Annotated in this window: 18 protein-coding genes and 1 tRNA gene; 12 read left to right on the top strand and 7 right to left on the bottom strand. The window is 67.9% G+C overall.

Annotation, left to right across the window (positions count from 1 at the left end):
• The first annotated feature begins 11 nt into the window (after nucleotides 1-11).
• From cmk to KBX00_RS10395, 3 genes are all read left to right on the top strand, one after another.
• Nucleotides 12-692 (top strand): (d)CMP kinase, encoded by a 681-nt coding sequence (cmk, locus tag KBX00_RS10405; protein ID WP_210825659.1) that lies wholly within the window; start codon nucleotides 12-14, stop codon nucleotides 690-692.
• A 49-nt stretch (nucleotides 693-741) separates the two neighbouring features.
• Nucleotides 742-2,142 (top strand): ribosome biogenesis GTPase Der, encoded by a 1,401-nt coding sequence (gene der, locus KBX00_RS10400; RefSeq protein WP_374225277.1) that lies wholly within the window; start codon nucleotides 742-744, stop codon nucleotides 2,140-2,142.
• A 148-nt stretch (nucleotides 2,143-2,290) separates the two neighbouring features.
• Nucleotides 2,291-2,364, top strand: a tRNA-Pro gene (locus KBX00_RS10395).
• A 712-nt stretch (nucleotides 2,365-3,076) separates the two neighbouring features.
• Here the strand turns inward: KBX00_RS10395 and KBX00_RS10390 are convergent.
• Together KBX00_RS10390 and KBX00_RS10385 are read right to left on the bottom strand one after the other, a co-directional pair.
• On the bottom strand, nucleotides 3,077-4,999 hold the full coding sequence (locus tag KBX00_RS10390) for a hypothetical protein (protein WP_210825657.1): 1,923 nt from the start codon (nucleotides 4,997-4,999) through the stop codon (nucleotides 3,077-3,079).
• 212 nt (nucleotides 5,000-5,211) lie between these two features.
• Nucleotides 5,212-5,592 (bottom strand): hypothetical protein, encoded by a 381-nt coding sequence (locus KBX00_RS10385; RefSeq protein ID WP_210825655.1) that lies wholly within the window; start codon nucleotides 5,590-5,592, stop codon nucleotides 5,212-5,214.
• Between the two features lie 281 nt (nucleotides 5,593-5,873).
• Between KBX00_RS10385 and KBX00_RS10380 the strand changes: the two genes are divergently transcribed.
• The 4 genes from KBX00_RS10380 (at nucleotide 5,874) to KBX00_RS10365 (ending at nucleotide 8,637) form a co-directional block, all read left to right on the top strand.
• Nucleotides 5,874-6,605: a hypothetical protein gene (locus tag KBX00_RS10380; protein ID WP_210825653.1), complete on the top strand. Its 732-nt coding sequence runs from the start codon at nucleotides 5,874-5,876 to the stop codon at nucleotides 6,603-6,605.
• A gap of 293 nt (nucleotides 6,606-6,898) precedes the next feature.
• Complete coding sequence (locus tag KBX00_RS10375) at nucleotides 6,899-7,408, top strand: O-acetyl-ADP-ribose deacetylase (RefSeq protein ID WP_210825651.1); 510 nt, start codon at nucleotides 6,899-6,901, stop codon at nucleotides 7,406-7,408.
• Between the two features lie 148 nt (nucleotides 7,409-7,556).
• Entirely contained in the window at nucleotides 7,557-8,015 is a 459-nt protein-coding gene (locus tag KBX00_RS10370) for a hypothetical protein (protein ID WP_210825649.1), read from the top strand.
• 151 nt (nucleotides 8,016-8,166) lie between these two features.
• Nucleotides 8,167-8,637: a hypothetical protein gene (locus KBX00_RS10365; RefSeq protein WP_210825647.1), complete on the top strand. Its 471-nt coding sequence runs from the start codon at nucleotides 8,167-8,169 to the stop codon at nucleotides 8,635-8,637.
• A gap of 94 nt (nucleotides 8,638-8,731) precedes the next feature.
• Here KBX00_RS10365 and KBX00_RS10360 read toward each other — a convergent pair whose 3' ends face one another.
• Nucleotides 8,732-9,193, bottom strand: coding sequence for a MarR family transcriptional regulator (locus KBX00_RS10360; protein ID WP_210825646.1), 462 nt, complete (start codon nucleotides 9,191-9,193; stop codon nucleotides 8,732-8,734).
• A gap of 402 nt (nucleotides 9,194-9,595) precedes the next feature.
• Between KBX00_RS10360 and KBX00_RS10355 the strand changes: the two genes are divergently transcribed.
• Nucleotides 9,596-10,120 carry an HAD domain-containing protein gene (locus KBX00_RS10355; protein WP_307868395.1) on the top strand — a complete coding sequence of 175 codons (525 nt, stop codon included), beginning with the start codon at nucleotides 9,596-9,598 and terminating at the stop codon, nucleotides 10,118-10,120.
• 24 nt (nucleotides 10,121-10,144) lie between these two features.
• On the opposite strand, the gene KBX00_RS10350 is transcribed toward KBX00_RS10355, so the two are convergent.
• On the bottom strand, nucleotides 10,145-10,633 hold the full coding sequence (locus KBX00_RS10350) for a YfbM family protein (RefSeq protein WP_210825644.1): 489 nt from the start codon (nucleotides 10,631-10,633) through the stop codon (nucleotides 10,145-10,147).
• Between the two features lie 235 nt (nucleotides 10,634-10,868).
• On the opposite strand from KBX00_RS10350, the gene KBX00_RS10345 reads away from it, so the two are divergent.
• Together KBX00_RS10345 and KBX00_RS29810 are read left to right on the top strand one after the other, a co-directional pair.
• Entirely contained in the window at nucleotides 10,869-11,366 is a 498-nt protein-coding gene (locus KBX00_RS10345) for a DUF4265 domain-containing protein (RefSeq protein ID WP_210825642.1), read from the top strand.
• A 57-nt stretch (nucleotides 11,367-11,423) separates the two neighbouring features.
• Nucleotides 11,424-11,669: a DUF6578 domain-containing protein gene (locus tag KBX00_RS29810; protein ID WP_374225281.1), complete on the top strand. Its 246-nt coding sequence runs from the start codon at nucleotides 11,424-11,426 to the stop codon at nucleotides 11,667-11,669.
• Between the two features lie 200 nt (nucleotides 11,670-11,869).
• On the opposite strand, the gene KBX00_RS10340 is transcribed toward KBX00_RS29810, so the two are convergent.
• A complete protein-coding gene (locus KBX00_RS10340; RefSeq protein WP_210825640.1) occupies nucleotides 11,870-12,718 on the bottom strand; it encodes a phosphotransferase in 849 nt (282 codons plus the stop codon).
• Between the two features lie 320 nt (nucleotides 12,719-13,038).
• On the bottom strand, nucleotides 13,039-13,761 hold the full coding sequence (locus tag KBX00_RS10335) for a hypothetical protein (protein ID WP_210825638.1): 723 nt from the start codon (nucleotides 13,759-13,761) through the stop codon (nucleotides 13,039-13,041).
• Nucleotides 13,762-14,677: 916 nt separating this feature from the next.
• Between KBX00_RS10335 and KBX00_RS10330 the strand changes: the two genes are divergently transcribed.
• A complete protein-coding gene (locus KBX00_RS10330) occupies nucleotides 14,678-15,088 on the top strand; it encodes a RidA family protein (RefSeq protein ID WP_210825636.1) in 411 nt (136 codons plus the stop codon).
• A 145-nt stretch (nucleotides 15,089-15,233) separates the two neighbouring features.
• Here KBX00_RS10330 and KBX00_RS10325 read toward each other — a convergent pair whose 3' ends face one another.
• The gene (locus KBX00_RS10325; protein WP_210825634.1) at nucleotides 15,234-15,698 is read right to left on the bottom strand and encodes an SRPBCC family protein; all 465 of its coding nucleotides are present in this window, start codon (nucleotides 15,696-15,698) and stop codon (nucleotides 15,234-15,236) included.
• 165 nt (nucleotides 15,699-15,863) lie between these two features.
• Here KBX00_RS10325 and KBX00_RS10320 point away from each other — a divergent pair, with 165 nt between their 5' ends.
• Nucleotides 15,864-16,082, top strand: a complete 219-nt coding sequence (locus tag KBX00_RS10320) for an IS3 family transposase (protein WP_210825632.1) — start codon at nucleotides 15,864-15,866, stop codon at nucleotides 16,080-16,082.
• Nucleotides 16,083-16,198 lie beyond the last annotated feature (116 nt).

The raw sequence follows: 16,198 nt of genomic DNA, 5'->3' as shown, positions 1-16,198 counted from the left end.
GGAGGACGACGGTGGAGGAAAACGTGCCGGCCGGGCGCTGCGTGGTCGCTGTGGACGGGCCGTCCGGTTCGGGTAAGTCCACCGTCTCCCGACGGCTCGCGACGAGCCTCGGTGGGCGTTACCTGGACACGGGTGCGATGTACCGGGCGATCACCTGGGCGGTGCTGCGCTCCGGCGTCGACCTGACCGACGCGCAGGCGGTGGCGAAGGTCGCCGGCGAGGTGGATCTGCGCATCGGCACCGACCCCGCCGGGTACGGCGTGACGGTCGACGGGGTGAACGTCGAGACCGACATCCGTGGCCCCGAGGTGACCGCCGCCGTCTCGGCGGTGGCCGCCGTGCCGGCGGTCCGGACGCTGCTGGTGGCCCGCCAGCGGGACATGATCGCCAAGGCGGGCCGGATCGTGGTCGAGGGACGGGACATCGGGTCCGTGGTGGCGCCCGACGCCGACCTGAAGGTGTACCTGACCGCGTCGGCGGCGGCGCGTGCCGCGCGACGCAGCGCCGAAGACGCCTCCGACGTCACGGCCACCGCCGCCGACCTGGCCCGACGTGACCAGCTGGACTCGACCCGCAAGGCCGATCCGCTGGCCCAGGCGCCGGACGCGGTGGTACTGGACACCACCGAGCTGGGCATCGACGAGGTCGTGGCGCGGCTGCGGGCACTACTCGCCGAACGGTCAGTGGCGTGAAGGTGCGTACCGACGGTGTCGCCCGCCGGCGAGCGAAGCGAGGCGTGGCGTGACTGACGACGGCTGGGTAGAGCTGCGCGAGCCGGACCTGGACACCGAGGAGCAGACCGGTCCGCAGCCGGTGGTGGCCGTGGTCGGCCGCCCCAACGTGGGCAAGTCCACGCTGGTGAACCGCATCATCGGCCGCCGCCAGGCGGTCGTCGAGGACGTGCCGGGGGTGACCCGCGACCGGGTGCCCTACGACGCGCAGTGGTCCGGGCGGGCCTTCACCGTGGTGGACACCGGCGGCTGGGAACCGGACGCGAAGGATCGCGCCGCAGCGATCGCGGCCCAGGCCGAGACCGCCGTGACCACCGCCGACGTGGTGGTCTTCGTGGTCGACGCGACGGTCGGCTCCACCGACGTCGACGAGGCGGCGGTGAAGATGCTGCGCCGCAGCGCCAAGCCGGTGATCCTGGTGGCCAACAAGGCCGACAACGCCAGCATCGAGTTGGAGGCCACCTCGCTGTGGTCCCTCGGCCTCGGCGAACCGCACCCGGTGTCGGCACTGCACGGCCGGGGCTCCGGTGACCTGCTCGACGCCATCCTGGCGGCGCTGCCGGAGGCACCGAAGGTGGCCGAGTACCGCCCCCGGGGCCCGCGGCGGGTGGCGCTCGTGGGACGGCCCAACGTCGGCAAGTCCAGCCTGCTCAACCGCTTCTCAGGCGAGGAACGGGCGGTGGTCGACGCGGTCGCCGGCACCACCGTCGACCCGGTGGACAGTCTGGTCACCATCGGCGGCGACACCTGGCACCTGGTGGACACGGCCGGGCTGCGCAAGCGGGTCGGCCGGGCCAGCGGCACCGAGTACTACGCCAGCCTGCGCACCGCCTCGGCGATCGAGGCGGCCGAGGTGGCGGTGGTGCTGCTCGACTCCAGCGAGCCGATCAGCGAGCAGGACCAGCGGATCCTGTCCATGGTCACCGAGTCCGGCCGGGCGTTGGTGATCGCCTTCAACAAGTGGGACCTGGTCGACGCCGACCGCCGGTACTACCTGGACAAGGAGATCGAACGGGAGCTGCGCCGCATCCCCTGGGCGATCCGGTTGAACCTGTCGGCGAAGACCGGCCGGGCGGTCGACAAGCTCGCCGCCGCCCTGCACCGGGCGCTGGACAGCTGGGAGACCCGGATCCCCACCGCGCAGCTCAACGCGTGGCTCACCGCCCTGGTCCAGGCCACCCCGCACCCGGTGCGCGGTGGTCGGGCACCCCGGATCCTGTTCGCCACCCAGGCGGGGGTGGCCCCGCCACGCTTCGTACTCTTCACCACCGGTCCGCTGGACGCCGGCTACCAGCGCTTCGTCGAGCGCAAGCTGCGCGAGGAGTTCGGCTTCGAGGGCAGCCCGATCGAGATTTCGGTACGCCCCCGCAAGAAGCTCGGTCCCGGCGGTCGCGGCAAGGCCCACGGCTGACCCGTTCCCACCGCGACTCAAGCCCCACCCCTCCACCAATCCTCCTAGGACGCTGGAGGGGTGGTGACATGGGTGGGGGCTGTGCGGCGGGAGGGAGTAGCTGCGCTAAGCTGTACCGGCTGTCGCGGGCTACGCTCGGCGGTGGCATCGGGACGTGGCGCAGCTTGGTAGCGCACTTGACTGGGGGTCAAGGGGTCGTCGGTTCGAATCCGGCCGTCCCGACAAAGAAAAAGCCCTGACCTGCGGAAACGCGGTCAGGGCTTTGACTTTCTTCGATGGAGATTTGAACCGCCCCCCGAAAACCCCCCGTTTACCGGGTGCGGCAGCCAAGTTTGTCATCGACCCGCATTGTTGTGCAGGGCTGGCGGGTTCGGTCGGTTCGGGTTGGCGGCGTCCAGGACGTCGGAGACGTCGGGGGCTTGTGACGAGCCAGCCGGCCGTCGGAATCGCGGCGCGCAGATCGCCTGCGATGAAACCCAGTAGCGGCTGTGCCCAGTACAGGTTGCCGATGGACACTCCCGCCGCCAACGCGAACAGGAAAGTCAGCCGGCGGCTCATCTCCCGACGGCGGCACCGTGTGCGGAGTTGCCACCCTGCCACGCTAAGGCGTGGGACCCAGCGAGGCCTGAGCGTGGCAGGGCTGCATCCGGCGGGATGTGTCCAGATCTCTCCTCCGGCACCCTTCAGGCACGCCCGGACAGGGTCGACACCGCAGGCAACGACAGTCCTCACCGGCGGTCGTAGTAGGGCACAAGACGCTGACGATCGTGTGGGTAGGGCTCCCCGTATTCGGGCCAGCGGGCGATGCCGTTGCCTTGGCATGATCGACTGCGACATCTGCCGCAGAGCGCCCGTCACGGAGGGTAGTCAGATCCTGGGTGTCTGCATCTGGACATGTCGGTGAGTGGAAACTGGAATGGCGGGCCCGGCGACGTCAGGGTGTGGCTGCGGCCAGTGCTTGCCTCGCCAGGTCTCGCGCCTCGTCGTCCTCGCTGATGCCGCGCCATCCTCCGCTGTCGAGCAGTCGTTGGTCTTGCTCGGCGGCGCTGTGCAGTAGGTGGGTGAACGTGGTGGCGGCCGGCCCGAGGGCGGCGAGGTAGCGCAGTGCCTGGCGGCTGACCGGCAGTTGCCGACTGTGCCGCAGGGGGTCGAGTGCCGCGTCGAATACGGTCAGGCAGAGGGCCGGGTCGCTGGTGATGCGGTAGTGCGCGAAGCCCAGTTCGACACCGTCCCAGGTTGGCCAGTAGCTTGGTCGCTCCACGAGCTGCCGTTCGATGTCTGACAAGTAGCGCGTGGCCAGCGGACCGAGGTCGGCTAGCATTCGGGCAGCTGAGGCTTTGATGCGTTGTCCACCGAGCACGTCGTCGCGGGCCAGGAACGGCTCGGGGTCGCCGGTTATCCGGAACAGGGCCCAGGCGGCGGCGGGGGCTTCCGGTCCATCGCCGGTGGACATCTGCGTCAGTGTGGCGCGCGCCGCTGCGGCCGCGGGGCCGAGCGCGGCGAGGGCAGTGCAGGCCGGTATGGGCTGTTGCGTGTCGAGCATGGCGGTCAGTTCGGGTACTGCTGCCGCGGCCGCTGGTCCGTAGGCCGTCAGCACTTGTGTGAGGTGGTAGGCCGTAGATGTGCCGGGATCGTTGCGTAGTCGCCATCGGATCGCGGGCACGAGGTCGTCGGCGTACGGGGTCAGCGGTAGGCAGACGTCGGTGATGCCCGGGTCTTGGTTGAGCCAGTAGAAGTCGTCGCTGTAATGCGTCGAACCCATGCAGAAGACTTCTGGATCACGGCGCAGCGACCGCTCGACGGCCGGGACCGCTCGCTGGTCTCCCCACCGTGCCAGGGCCCATGCGGCCAGCGCTCCCGTGCGGCCTGGTTGGCTGATCAGCTCCGCGACGTGGTCCGACCAGGTACGACCGGCATTTCCCGAGGCGGCGAGTAGGTGGACAGCGGCTGCCCGGATGGGGGTTGGTCCCTCGAGTGCGGCACCGACCTCCGGGATGAGCGCGACGGTGGCCGAACGCCACTTCCGCATGACCGTGCCCACCTCGGCGAGCGGCCGGTCGTCCTGTGTGCGGGCTGCTTCGCCGATCGCGATCCGGGCCAGGGCGATCCGGGCTTCGCGGTCGTCGCCGAGCTCACGGCCAAGCCAGCCAGCGGTCCGCTTCGGTACGGCGCCTGGATACGCCGCGAGAAGGTGATCGGCCGTCCCGGCTTCGTGTCCGAGACGGCGGGCGGCGACCAGAAAGGTGAGACGCCGTGGATCGCCGGCCGGTGGGGTACGGTCGGACAGCCACACAGCGATAGCTGCTCGTTTCCCAGGCGCCAAGGTGCCCTGCGCTGACGCGGTAACCAGGGCGAGAACGTAGTCGGCGGCGACATCGGGATCCGCCTCGCTGGGAAGACGACGCATCAGCTCATCGGCAAGGTCGTCCGCACGCTCGACCAGCTCGACCAGGATTTCCACACCGCCGCGCCGGACGGCGGGATCCGGATCGTCGAGCAGTTGCAGCAGGCTGTTGAAAGCTTCGAGCAGACCCTTGCGGCACGTCTGGGCCGAAGGCTGGGACCGCCATGGCTCCCTCATCTCTCGGTCCAGCGCGGCGAAGCGGCATACAAGATCGAGGATGTCCGCTCGATGAGGAACCGTCGGGCCCAGGAGGAACGGCACCACCGCGGCGCCTGCGGGGTACACCGCACCGCCCTGGTGATAGACCGCCACGTCGAGATCGCCAAGAGCGTCAACGCAGGTCCCCGGGTCGGTCATCGCCGCCAGCCAGCCCGGCACCTCATCCGCCGAGCCGTACGCATGCTGTAGCGCCGACCAGTCGATCTCATAAACCCCATCCAGCAGCCCAGCCACGCCGCATACTAAACCGCCCAGGAAGGTGACGGCGGCGCACCCGCGTCGAACAGATGATCAAGCAACGGCACACGATCCAGACCCAAAGACCAGGGCGTCATGAAGAGCGGCACCCGGACATTATCGCGAGCACCGAGGCGCCCTCCGGCCCAGAGAGGGGCTGGCCGCAAGATCGGACGCACGCTCATGGGCGGAGTGGGAGGCCAGTTGGATCAATAGCCTGGTTGACCGCCAGCGGCCAGCCGGGCCGCCGCTGCGGCAGGCGTGTCGTCGTAGCCGGGCCGGGCCACAATCACCGACTGAAAGAAGTGGCCTTGCTCCTCAGCCGGGTCGTCGTCCGCGGCGAACGGCCGCCACAGTGCGAGATACAGCTCTGGTGCGGTGAACCCGTCGTCGTCCTCGTTCGACACGAGGTCAATGTGGCGACGCAGCCGCTTCACGACCTCCAGCGCGGCAACGCCGAAGACGTCAACGTCGCGGTATCGCACCACGTCGCGTTCGTGCGGACGCCACACCTCGATCGCGTTGACCCGGCCCCGTGTCGGCCCAACCCCGAAACCCACACTGAACCCGAGCCCACTCGGCAGGTGCACGGCCAGCTCACCCGAAGCGGTCGGCACCAGCGGTCCGAGAGTCTCGAGAGCAACCCGGGCCTCCTCGGTAGTCATCCCGAGCCGGAGCGGACCAACGCCGTGTGGCGGATCGAGTACGAACTCCATCCGCTGATGATCGCAGGCCGCTCATCTGGGAAGAAGCCCGACCGGTCGCCTCGAACGCCTTGTCGTGGCGTCCGCTCTGGCCGCCGATCGGGCGCAAGCCTGTGCACCGCCGAACGGAGGAGGCGAGGCCATCGGCCGTCGGTCAGACTCGATGTGTGACGGCTGCCAGCAATCGCGACCGTGTCTTTGAAGCACTTCGGCTGAGCTCGATGCCGCTGGACGATGACCAGCTGTCACAGCGTACGGGTGTCCGGCCGCGGCAGCAGGTCAACCAGATCTGCCGCGCGTTGCAGTTGGCCGGAGCCGTCCGGCGGTGGGAAGGCCCCGATGGGAAGATCGTGAACGAACTCGTCGAGCGGCCGAGCGGGGCTCTGGCTGGCGAGGATCCGAGAACACCGCGTAGCGGGCCGCTTTCACCTGCTGCCGTTGTTCGGACGCCCGAAGATCACTTGCCTTCCGGGCACTCTGCGGAGCAGCGACAGGCCGAGCGGGTCATGCTTGATCTGCTGGGCCGCGACCTGGCCTTGACGCTGGAGCCGGCGAAAATCGCGGTGCCGTCGGGAGCTCGGGTCGAGGTCGACGGATGCGACAGCGGCCGAACTGTTCTCGTGGAGTGCTGGGCCCATCAGGGTCCGCCGAAGTCGGCGCAGCGTCACAAGGTACTGGCCGACGCGTTAAAGCTGACGTGGATCGCGAGCACGATGTACCCGCGGCCCCGCCTCGTGCTCTGCATGAGCGACCCGGCCGCAGCGAGGCCGTTTCAGCCAGCGGCACGTACCTGGGCCGCACAGGCGCTGCTGGATCTCGCGATTGCCGTCCATGTGGTCGAGATTCCTGACGACATCCGCCAGCAGGTCCGTGCAGCTCAGGAACGCCAATACCGTTAGCCGACGACGCCGAACCGACGTCATTCACAGGGGGACTGGCTCCGGCGAGCGGGTCCGCCTTGTCAGAATTTGGTAGCCGATTAGGACCAGTGCCGCGTGCCGCTGCGTGCCCGCTGCCGCAGCAACGTCACGCCTTACCTACCAGCCCCGCACGTCGCCTCCGGGCTGGTGGACGAGTATTGGATCTGCCGCCGGACGTGCGACGGGATCGGTCGCTCTGGCCCGGTGGAGTGGCTGCCCGGTTTGGCGACGGTCGGCCGGCACACCCTCGTCTGGTGTGCCAGGATCCTGCTGTGGCCGTGATCGAGACTGTGCTGGGTGACATCACGCGAGAGGACGTGGATGCCATCGTCACGGCCGCGAACGAGTCACTGCTCGGCGGCGGCGGTGTCGACGGCGCGGTCCACCGCGCTGCCGGGCCTCGGCTGGCGCAGGCCGGGGGTGCGATCGGCCCCTGCGAGCCGGGCGACGCGATGGCTACCCCGGCGTTCGACCTCGACCCGCCGGTGCGGCACATCATCCATGCTGTCGGACCGGTCTGGGAAGGCGGCGATCACGGAGAGGCCGACGTGCTGGCCTCCTGCTATCGCCGGAGCCTGCAGGTCGCCGACGAACTCGGCGCCCGCAGCGTCGCCTTCCCGGCAATCGCCACCGGCGTGTACGGCTTCCCCGCCGACCAGGCCGCCCGAATCGCCGTAGCAACGATCAGATCCACTCCGACAAACGTCCAACGGGTACGACTCGTCGCCTTCAACGAAGACACCCGAAAGCACCTACAAGCCGCAGTAACAGCCACGGGCTGACCCATCCAGATCTGCCGCATACCGCTCGCTACCCAGCGTATCCGCAGGCTTGAATTGGTGGCCGTGCTCGGGCTCACGTCGATATCGTCGCGCCGTGGCGCAGACCAGGCGGTACCCATATGTCGGTCCGGCCGAGTTTCGTGACCGGGTGATCGCGGTGGACGCGGTTGCCGTGGAATCGGTTGCCTCCCTCGCCGACTGGCTCGCTGGGCGCGATCGTGGAGACCTCGCCGAACCGGTCACTTTCGTCGTTGCTCTCGATGGTGTGCTCAGACTGGCGCCGCGTCGTAGCGAACACATCGCCCTCGCGGGTGGTCGGGACGTACTCGCCGCTGGTGAGATGGCGTTTGTCTCCGCCGGAACCGGCTGGAGCGTCGCCGAGGTGACCAACCAGTCGACTGGCTACTGCCCCGACCCGGTCTGCTGGCCCGCTGTGGCCAAGGCGCTTGACCGAGTCGGTGTACCGCATCCTGGCGGCTTCACCGACCGGGTCATCTTCCGCCGTTGCCCGAGCTGCGGCGAGCGCAACATCGTGCGGGACGACGACTTCACGTGCGCCCTGTGCGGTAGCGCCCTGCCCGCGCAGTGGAACCTTACGTCCGACTGACGGCATCCGGATCTGCCGTTGCGACACGAGGTCGCACTTTGCGAGCGGACTCGCAGTTGGGGGGCGACGTGATGTCGGTGGTGTAGTCCCGGGCACGTGCTTGCTGCCTGGGCCGACAACGGTGCCGTCGGATGGGTCATAGGCTCGCCGGGTGACGGACGAGGTGACGACGGAACGTGTCATTGATCGCCTACTCCTGGCGTTGGCGGCGCAACTTGACAGGTCGGGGGGACCGGCCCTGGCGGCCGGTGCGGCCGAGGCGCTCGCCGACGTGAGCAGAGCCGAGGCCGATGTCATCTTCGGCCAGGCGGGCCATCTGGTTCACTACGGCACGGACACCGAACCGCTGAAGGCTCTTATCCACGCGATCACGGCCATCCAACGCGATGAGGCTCCGGCGGATGCCGCGGTCAAGCCGGGTGACGACGTGCGACTCGTGGGTGAAGTGCCGGAGAGTCTTGCCGACTTTGACGAGGCGTGGCTGCGCGAGACCTCGTTCGTCGTCCGCTACGTCGACAGGAACGCGATGGTCGACGTGCAGCCGGACCTGACCGAGGATTACGTGCTCGCGACGGTGCCGGCCGCCAGCGTGGAACCCGTGCGAACGGAGAGCGCTCCGTAGCATCGCCGCATCCGCTCAGATGCGACTGTCGTCCATGCGTCCGGTGGATACGTCGGCGACAAGACAGCCCGGGCGCCTCGGTTAGTGTGGGGCCCTACATCGAGCCACCGGTGTTTCGGATCATCTGCCGGAGTACCTTGAGGGTCGTGACGTAATCTGCGTCATCGATACCCTTGTGGATGAGGGCTCGGATCGCCGGCGCATGTCGCTTGAGGCTGAGGCGACCCTCTTCCCCTGCTTCGGTGATCCATAGCCTTCCTTCTTGGTCACGGATCAGCCATCCGGGCTCCAACAGAGCCTCAGCTTCGGCGTCCAGATCGTCTTCGGCCCTAAGGTACGAGCTCATCGCCTGCTGAAGTTCAGGGATGGTCAGCCCGCCGCCATCCGGCAGAAGGTCGTTTCTGGAGAGGTTGCGTAGCAGCCAGAACTGAGGCTGAGTGAAACCGTGTTCGGCATGACGAGCCCGGGTGAAGGCGATGAGCGACTCATAGGCAACGCCGGTCCAATAGGCGGCAGGCTGGCCTGCAAGTTCGGCGTCGGACAGCGGTTGCTCCACAGGGTCTACCTCCGGTGGTGAGTGGTTGAGAACGAAGGTAGAACTTCAACGTTGGTTCAGATCAAGAGCATGGCCGGAATGACTGGGAGGTCGGGGAGGGCACCCGGACCGTCCGCCGACCGAGCGCTGCCTGCGGGTGGATTGCACCGGCCGAACTCGGTGGGGCTTACCCAGGCATGCTGATCATCGGCGTCGGGGGTAGGCGGTTAGGCGTACTGATTCCCGGCGCCATCGAGGAACATGTACAGCCGGAAGCAGGACTCGTTCCCGGCGCTACCAATGGTCGTGCCGCGCATCGTCCGAGGCCAGACGCACGGATCTGCCGCCAGGCGGGCGCGTGGCGGCAGATGCGAGTCGTGACGTAGACGATCGCTGGCTGGCGACAAGCGGTACGGTTCGGCGGTGTCTGCCAGCGACGGACGACCGTTGATCTTTGTCGACATCGACGGCGTGCTCATCCCGTTCCGGGCCCGGCCAGCCAGTGCCGAGGGCCAGCGCAGCGGCAGCCTGGTAGACGGTACCGACTGTTACGGTAATCCTCTGCTGGATCGTCTTGAGTCCGACGACGGTCGCCGGCTGCTCGCCTTGCCGGGTCACCTGGTCTGGGCGAGTACGTGGATGGCTGAGGCGAACGAGGTGGTGGCACCTCGGCTCGGCCTGCCCGCTCTGCCTGTGGTCGACTGGATCGACGATGACAAGGAACCACCGTATGGCGTGCACTGGAAGGCCGCGTCGTTGGCGCGGTGGGCGGCGGGGCGTGCGTTCGTCTGGCTCGACGACGAGATCACCGACGCCGACCGGCGGTGGGTCGCCGCCCACCACCCACACCCGGCGCTGCTGCGCCGCGTCGACCCGCACCTGGGACTGACCGACACCGACCTCACGACAGTGCGGCAGTGGCTCCACCACCGAGACGCAGCAGCGTGATCCGCTGCGCCGCCCAGCGCGAGATCAGGTGGCGGTAAAGACCACGGCACGCCCCGCGGCCGCAGCCCGCTGGTAGAACGCCCGAACCTCAACGAAGTTGTCCCAGGTGTAGTCGAAGCCGGCGTCGTCGAGGGCGCCGCGATAGTCGGGGTCGTCGATTGCGTCGAACCGCTGGCGCAGCTGGCATCGGTCGACGGACTGCAGAGCGGCGGCCACGTCCCGGGCCTCGTCCACCGTGAGGTAGACCACGACGTACTCGTCGTGCAGCCAGCGCCCGCCGAGCACCGCATGACTGAACGGATACTCACCACCGTCAGGTTCGAGGGTGCCGTCGGTCAGGCACCGGTGGATGCCGTCCCATGCCTTGTCGGTGTCGACCTTCAGGCCGTCCTCGGCCCACGACTCCTCGATCGCCTCGATGAACTCGTCCACCGCGTCACTGTCGCCGTCATCGCCGGCCGCGAGCAGCGACCGCTCCTGCTCCGGCGTGATCGCGAAGTGCACTCCCAACACGCAGAGATCCTATGCTGATCTTCACCCGTGGTTGCAGAGGTTCCGCTCGAACCACAGCACGAAGGAGCCGCAAGGTCAGCGCGCCGATTGCGGCCAGAAGAGCGCGGATCCCCTCGGCACAGTCAGATTCCGAGGCGTTCGATCAGCGCCTCAATGTTGGGGCGCGGCATGACAGTGAACCCGACCTTGTCTGCCCCCCCATGCCTCTTGCCGTCCTGGGTGGCAGACTTGAGCGATGCCCTCGACAGGCGACGCCGTGATCACACCGTCAATGGAATGGGTGCAGGTGTGGTTCCCAATGTCAGGTGGACCGGCATCGGCCCTCGGGATTGGCGCCGAGGCTCTCTCGCTGGACCGAGTCCGGCTGCCGTCTGCGCCATGGGCCGCGCTGGATGCTGCCAAGGGTGACATCTTCCGCGTTCAGCAGGAAGAAGACGGGCGGCTCTGGGTACGAGAGAAGATCGAGGCATCCGGCTACTGCGCGATCCGGGTGATGCTTGCTTCCGGCGGTCCACTCGGTCCGCTCGATGTTGGCACCAGGGTCATCCTGGAGAAGTTCTATTCCTTGGGGGTCACTGGCACCGGCATGTTCGGGCTGACTGTGATCGACGTTCCGCCCGACGCTGACCTCCGGCTTGTGCGCCAGATGCTCGACACCGGCAAGCGCGATGGCTGGTGGGATTACGACGAGTTGTGTGTCACCGAGGAGTGGCGGAGCTTGGCGACACCGTAGGCTCGCGTCCCGCGACGAGCGGACCACTGCGGTTCGCCGGACTGCTCGTTCGCCGGGCTGTCGGCCGGGTGGATTCAGCCGCGCGACAAGCGGCCGGCCGAATGGCCTGGGCTCGTGCTGGGCAGCGACCTGGCCCGTGGCGTTGACAAGGCCGAGGAGCACCACGGAGGCGTGAGCGAGGATGCAGCCTCTGTCGTGGGGGTCGTTGCTTCGATCCATGCCGTGCACTGTCGGTATGCCCCGCTGCCTGAGGCACCTTCCACTCACCTCTTCCCCGTGCCCGGATCCGGCGCCATGACCTAGGTTCGGTCAGCGGACGGATGGACTCCCGACCGCGGCGACCTCAAGTTCGCTGGATACGTGGTGCAGCTGACCCGCGAATAGAAAGGACGACCGGCCCCGGCATCCGCACCATCTACAGGCAAGCGCTAAGCCAGGTGACTCGGCGTAGCGATCAGATCGCGGCATGTGAGTGCGCGACGCTGATGGTGTTTTGCGGGTTGCTAGCGCGTGTGGGTGTGGCGGTGTTGCAGCCAGTGGGTTGCGGCTGTTGCGAGGCGGAGTTTCTCCTCGGCGATGGCTTGCAACCCGGTGGGCATCGGTGTCAGTGCGCCCGCCATGAGGAAGCCGGTGTGCGCGGCGAGGATCGCGTCGAAGGAATCTGGCGGGCAGTTCAGAGCCGGCAAGGCTGCGTAAAGGTGCGGTTGGGGATCGATGCCGTCGGCTGCCACGCCGGTCAGCAGCGCGATGAGGTCGATGACGGGGGCACCGAGCCGGGCGTGCGGCCAGTCGACGAAGATCACGCGGTCGCCGCTGAGCAGGACGTTGTGTGGGTACAGGTCGCAGTGCACGAGCGAATCGCCCTGTGCCGCGTGCAGCCCTTGCTGCTCGATGACGATCAGCCGATCGAGGTGGTGCGATGCCCAGGTCGAGACGGTGTGCAGCCGGGCGATGCTGGACGGATCGAGGGCGATGCCGGCCCAGCCGCCGAGTCGCGGGTGGTCGCGCGGTAGCGCGATCGGTGACGGTGTGGTCGCCTGAGCGAAAGCGACTGCCTGCGCGACGACGCGCCGGACCTGCGCTGCCGTCCAGAGTTGCCCCGGTGCGATGGCGTCCACATGCTCGAAGACCAGAATGACCCACCGGCCGTCGTCCGTGTTCAGTAGCCGAGGCACGGGCAGGCCCTGTGGCAGCCGCCCGGCCACTTCGGCCTCGGCGCGGTAATGCGACGCCTCGGTCGGCCAGAGATGCGCATCCACCGCCTTGACGAAGGCCCGGTGGCCACCGCGCAGCGTGAGCCGGGAGGCGAAGCCGGGCGAGAAGCCGCCGGCACAACTTTCGGTGTCCACCACGGCGCCACCCAGCAGACCTTCAATAGGCCCTCGAACCGACGCCGGCAGCTCGGCCCAGCGGGGTCGTTTCCTACTCGCGAACACGGCCCTACTTCTCTCCATTCAAGATCCGTCAGATCATGTCGCCGCACAACCTCAACCAACGTGCCTGGTCAGTACAGCTAGGTCAGGATCTCGTCGACGGCGAAGAGAACTGCTGGCAGCGCCCGGGTAGACACCAACGCGTTCAGCATCGGCCATATCAACGGACTGGAGAGGCCCTGCGACTGCCGATTGCCCGCAACGAACAGTTCGCGGCTAGATCTGGTCGGCTGCGCGCGCTATCGGTCAGGCGATCGGATCGTCTGCCAGGCGGTGGTGTCGCACTGACCGTGCTGGTTGTTACCGGCCGCGAGGACTATGCCGTCCGCGCGTAGTCCGAGGGTATGGGTCGAGCCCGCGGCCACGGCGACGACCTCGCGCCAGCCAGCCACATCGCACTGGCCGAAATCGTTGCTTCCTGCGGCGACGACGCGGCCGGCGGCCGTAACGCCGACGGTGTGGTAGCTCCCGGCTGCTACCGCCACGACATCCTGCCAGGCATTGACGTCGCAGGCACCCGCCGATCGGTCGCCCACGGCGCACACGCGGCCGTCGCTGGTGAGGCCGACCGTGTGAAGGTAGCCGGCGGTGATGGCGGTGATGTCACGCCATCCGCCCACCGCGCACTGCCCACGGCGATCGTTTCCCACCGCCACGACGGTTCCGTCGACTCGCAGGGCTACCGAATGCCAGTCTCCTGCGGCCAATCCGACGACCTCTCGCCATTCGGCCACGTCGCAAGCACCCTCGCGCAGCCGTCCCGTCGCCAGCACCGTCCCGTCGCGGGTCAGCCCGAGCGTGCGGCGCCAGCCCGCGGCGATCAGGGTCACGCCGGCCCAAGAGGAAACGTCGCACTGCCCGTCGGCGTTCCAGCCGGTAGCCATGGCCGTGCCGTCAGCGCGCAGTCCGACGCTATGCGACCGCCCGGTGTTCGGCGCCGCGTGCACGTTGCCCGCTGCCACGGCGACCACCCCGGTCCAATCCTCGACCCGGCACTCACCGGATGCCCCAGCACCAGCCGCGACCACAGTGCCCGCCGCGCACAGCCCCAGCGAGTGCCGCCGACCCGCAGCGATGACCGAACTCGTTATCCGCACAACAGTACGGACAGCCGATCGGCGGCATGTGAGTGCGTTGGTTGGTAGCCGTGGGGCGTCAGACTGAAGGAATGAGCGAGGTACGACCCGCGGCGACTTCCGACGCAGCGCAATGGTTGCTTCGGTCTGATGTTGATTGGTGGGATCTTGTTCGCTATGGCCCGCCAGGCTTCGACGTGTACGTGCGTGTCGCCTTCGCCCAGGATCCCGGGGGAAGGGGAAGATCCTGCCCTTCGCCGAGCGCTCGCGACCCTTGCTGCCTACACGGCGACTCCCGCCACTGCATATGCGGCGATCTGGGAAGGCTGGGGCGGGGACCCACATCCTGAGGCGCCACGAGTGCCGATTCCTCATCGGGCGATGCTGCTGTTCACCGGGCCTGTCGAAGTACTCAGAGATGCGGCGTACCTGGCTTGGTACGGCTCTGCGCAGGGCTATCAGGAACCGCACCTCGTGTGGCCCGAGGATCAAGCCTGGTGCCTGGCCTGCGAGGTTGACGAGGAAGTCGAGTTCACCGTGGGATGTTCCGTCGACGCGTCCCAGGCTATGGCGAGGGCCCTGCCCGGTGGTGTCCGGCGGGTTCGCTATGGGGACCCGGCTCCGCTGTACCGCGACCCAGCCTAGCCCTAGCATCACCCGCATCTCGGCCAGGGTCGGACGCAGGTCCTGCACGGTCTCGATTTCACGACGTAGCGCCCTGTCTGCGGCAGATCGGGGTACCCGAGATCGTGGGCAACATAATGCGGTCGTCACTGCCGAGATCGTCTGCAAACATGCGCCCATGACCGCATCCGACTCCGTTGAGCTGATCCGAGTTCCACAGCTAACCGATCGGGCTCCGTACGCCTACGCCGCAGTAGCGTCTGACGTACGGAAGCTCGTGTTCACTGCCGGCGCCTGCCCGCTCGACGAGGACGGCGCCACCGTCGCGGTCGGAGACGTGGCCGGGCAGGCCGAGCAGGTCATGGCGAACCTGCGCACCGCACTGGCGGCGGCCGGTGCCGACCTCACCGACGTGGTCAAGACGACCGTCTACGTCGCCAGCAACCGCCGGGACGACCTTGTCACGGCGTGGGACGTGGTCAGTCGACACTTCGGCCCGCACGATGTGCCCAGCACCTTGCTGGGAGTCGCCGTCCTCGGCTACCGCAACCAACTCGTCGAGGTAGAAGCCGTCGCCGCCCTATGCTGATCACTCAGTAAGCGCGCGCAGCGAGGCAGATCCGTGCGGTGCTGGAAGCTGTCTGCGCTGACCCTCATCGCAATAGCCGGCTTCATACGCTGCGGCGCCGTCTGCCCCGGTTCGGGGCGATTGCATGTCCCGGGTTCGGTGGGAGTTACGGCTCGTGGGCTTGTGCCAGGTAGGTGATGTGGGCTGCCCGTTGCATCAGCAGCCGGCGTAGGTACGGCGCGATGAGCGCCCAGGTCACCACTGCGCCCAGCGGCCCCAGGGGTGCCCTGATGATCATATGGTCGGTCATCTGCGTGCGTACGCCGTCGAGGTCCTGGAACTGGTGCTCGTGGCGCAGAGCACGGAAGGGGCCTCGCGTCTGCTCGTCAACGAAGTGGTACGGCCGTTCGTAGGCGGTGATTCGGCTGGTCATGCGCCAGGGCAGTCCGAAATGGCGGGCGTGGAAGGTGACCTCGTCGCCGAGGGCGAGTTGACGTCGTTCGGTGCTGGTCGTGGCCGTCTCGCGGCTGGCAGGCAGGGACGCGGTGTGGACGTCCACGTCGAGGGTCAGGTCGAATACCACATTCGGGGCGGCGTTGATGATGGACACGACCTCGATGAGCGCCGGCACATGGCGAGCCTAGCCTGGGGGATACCACAGGCCGCCCGGCCATGACTACGTCCGGACGCCACAGCCGTCGGGCGCCAGCGTCGCCCCGCGGCGAGCGCTCTACCGAACAGTGCGGCGTTGGTAGATGAGCTCGCAGCCGGCGAGCCGACGCGAGACGATGTGTCGATGGCAGAGCGTCCGTCGACACCCCGCCAGAACCGCAGGACCACGCTGACGGACGCGGTCCGGCGTGTCTTCGACGCCTCGGGTGGCACCTACGGCAGCCCTCGTGTCGGCGACGAGTTGCGCGAGCAGGGCTGGCGGGTGTCGGGCAACACGGTCGCCGCGCTCATGGCCGAGCTGGGCCTGCCTGGTCGCCAGCGCGCAAAAAGATCAAGGTCGTGACCTGCGGAAACGAGGGTCACGGCCTTTCTTTCCCATTTTCGGCTCCGATCTTCCCGTCTGGTGGGAGGGTGGTGATCCTGTGTTGGCAACGTATCGTTCGATAGTGGAATAACCGC

The sequence above is a fragment of the Micromonospora sp. C95 genome (assembly GCF_018070465.1).
Classification (GTDB): Bacteria; Actinomycetota; Actinomycetes; order Mycobacteriales; family Micromonosporaceae; genus Micromonospora.
Note: the sequence above shows the minus strand (reverse complement) of the source record. Positions and strands in the feature narration are given on the sequence as shown.

Excerpts from the sequence above, each read along its gene's own strand:
- KBX00_RS10345 (WP_210825642.1), top strand. The coding sequence starts at position 10,869 with ATGCCCTCGACAGGCGACGCCGTGATCACACCGTCAATGGAATGGGTG.
- KBX00_RS10330 (WP_210825636.1), top strand. The coding sequence starts at position 14,678 with ATGACCGCATCCGACTCCGTTGAGCTGATCCGAGTTCCACAGCTAACC.
- KBX00_RS10320 (WP_210825632.1), top strand. The coding sequence starts at position 15,864 with ATGGCAGAGCGTCCGTCGACACCCCGCCAGAACCGCAGGACCACGCTG.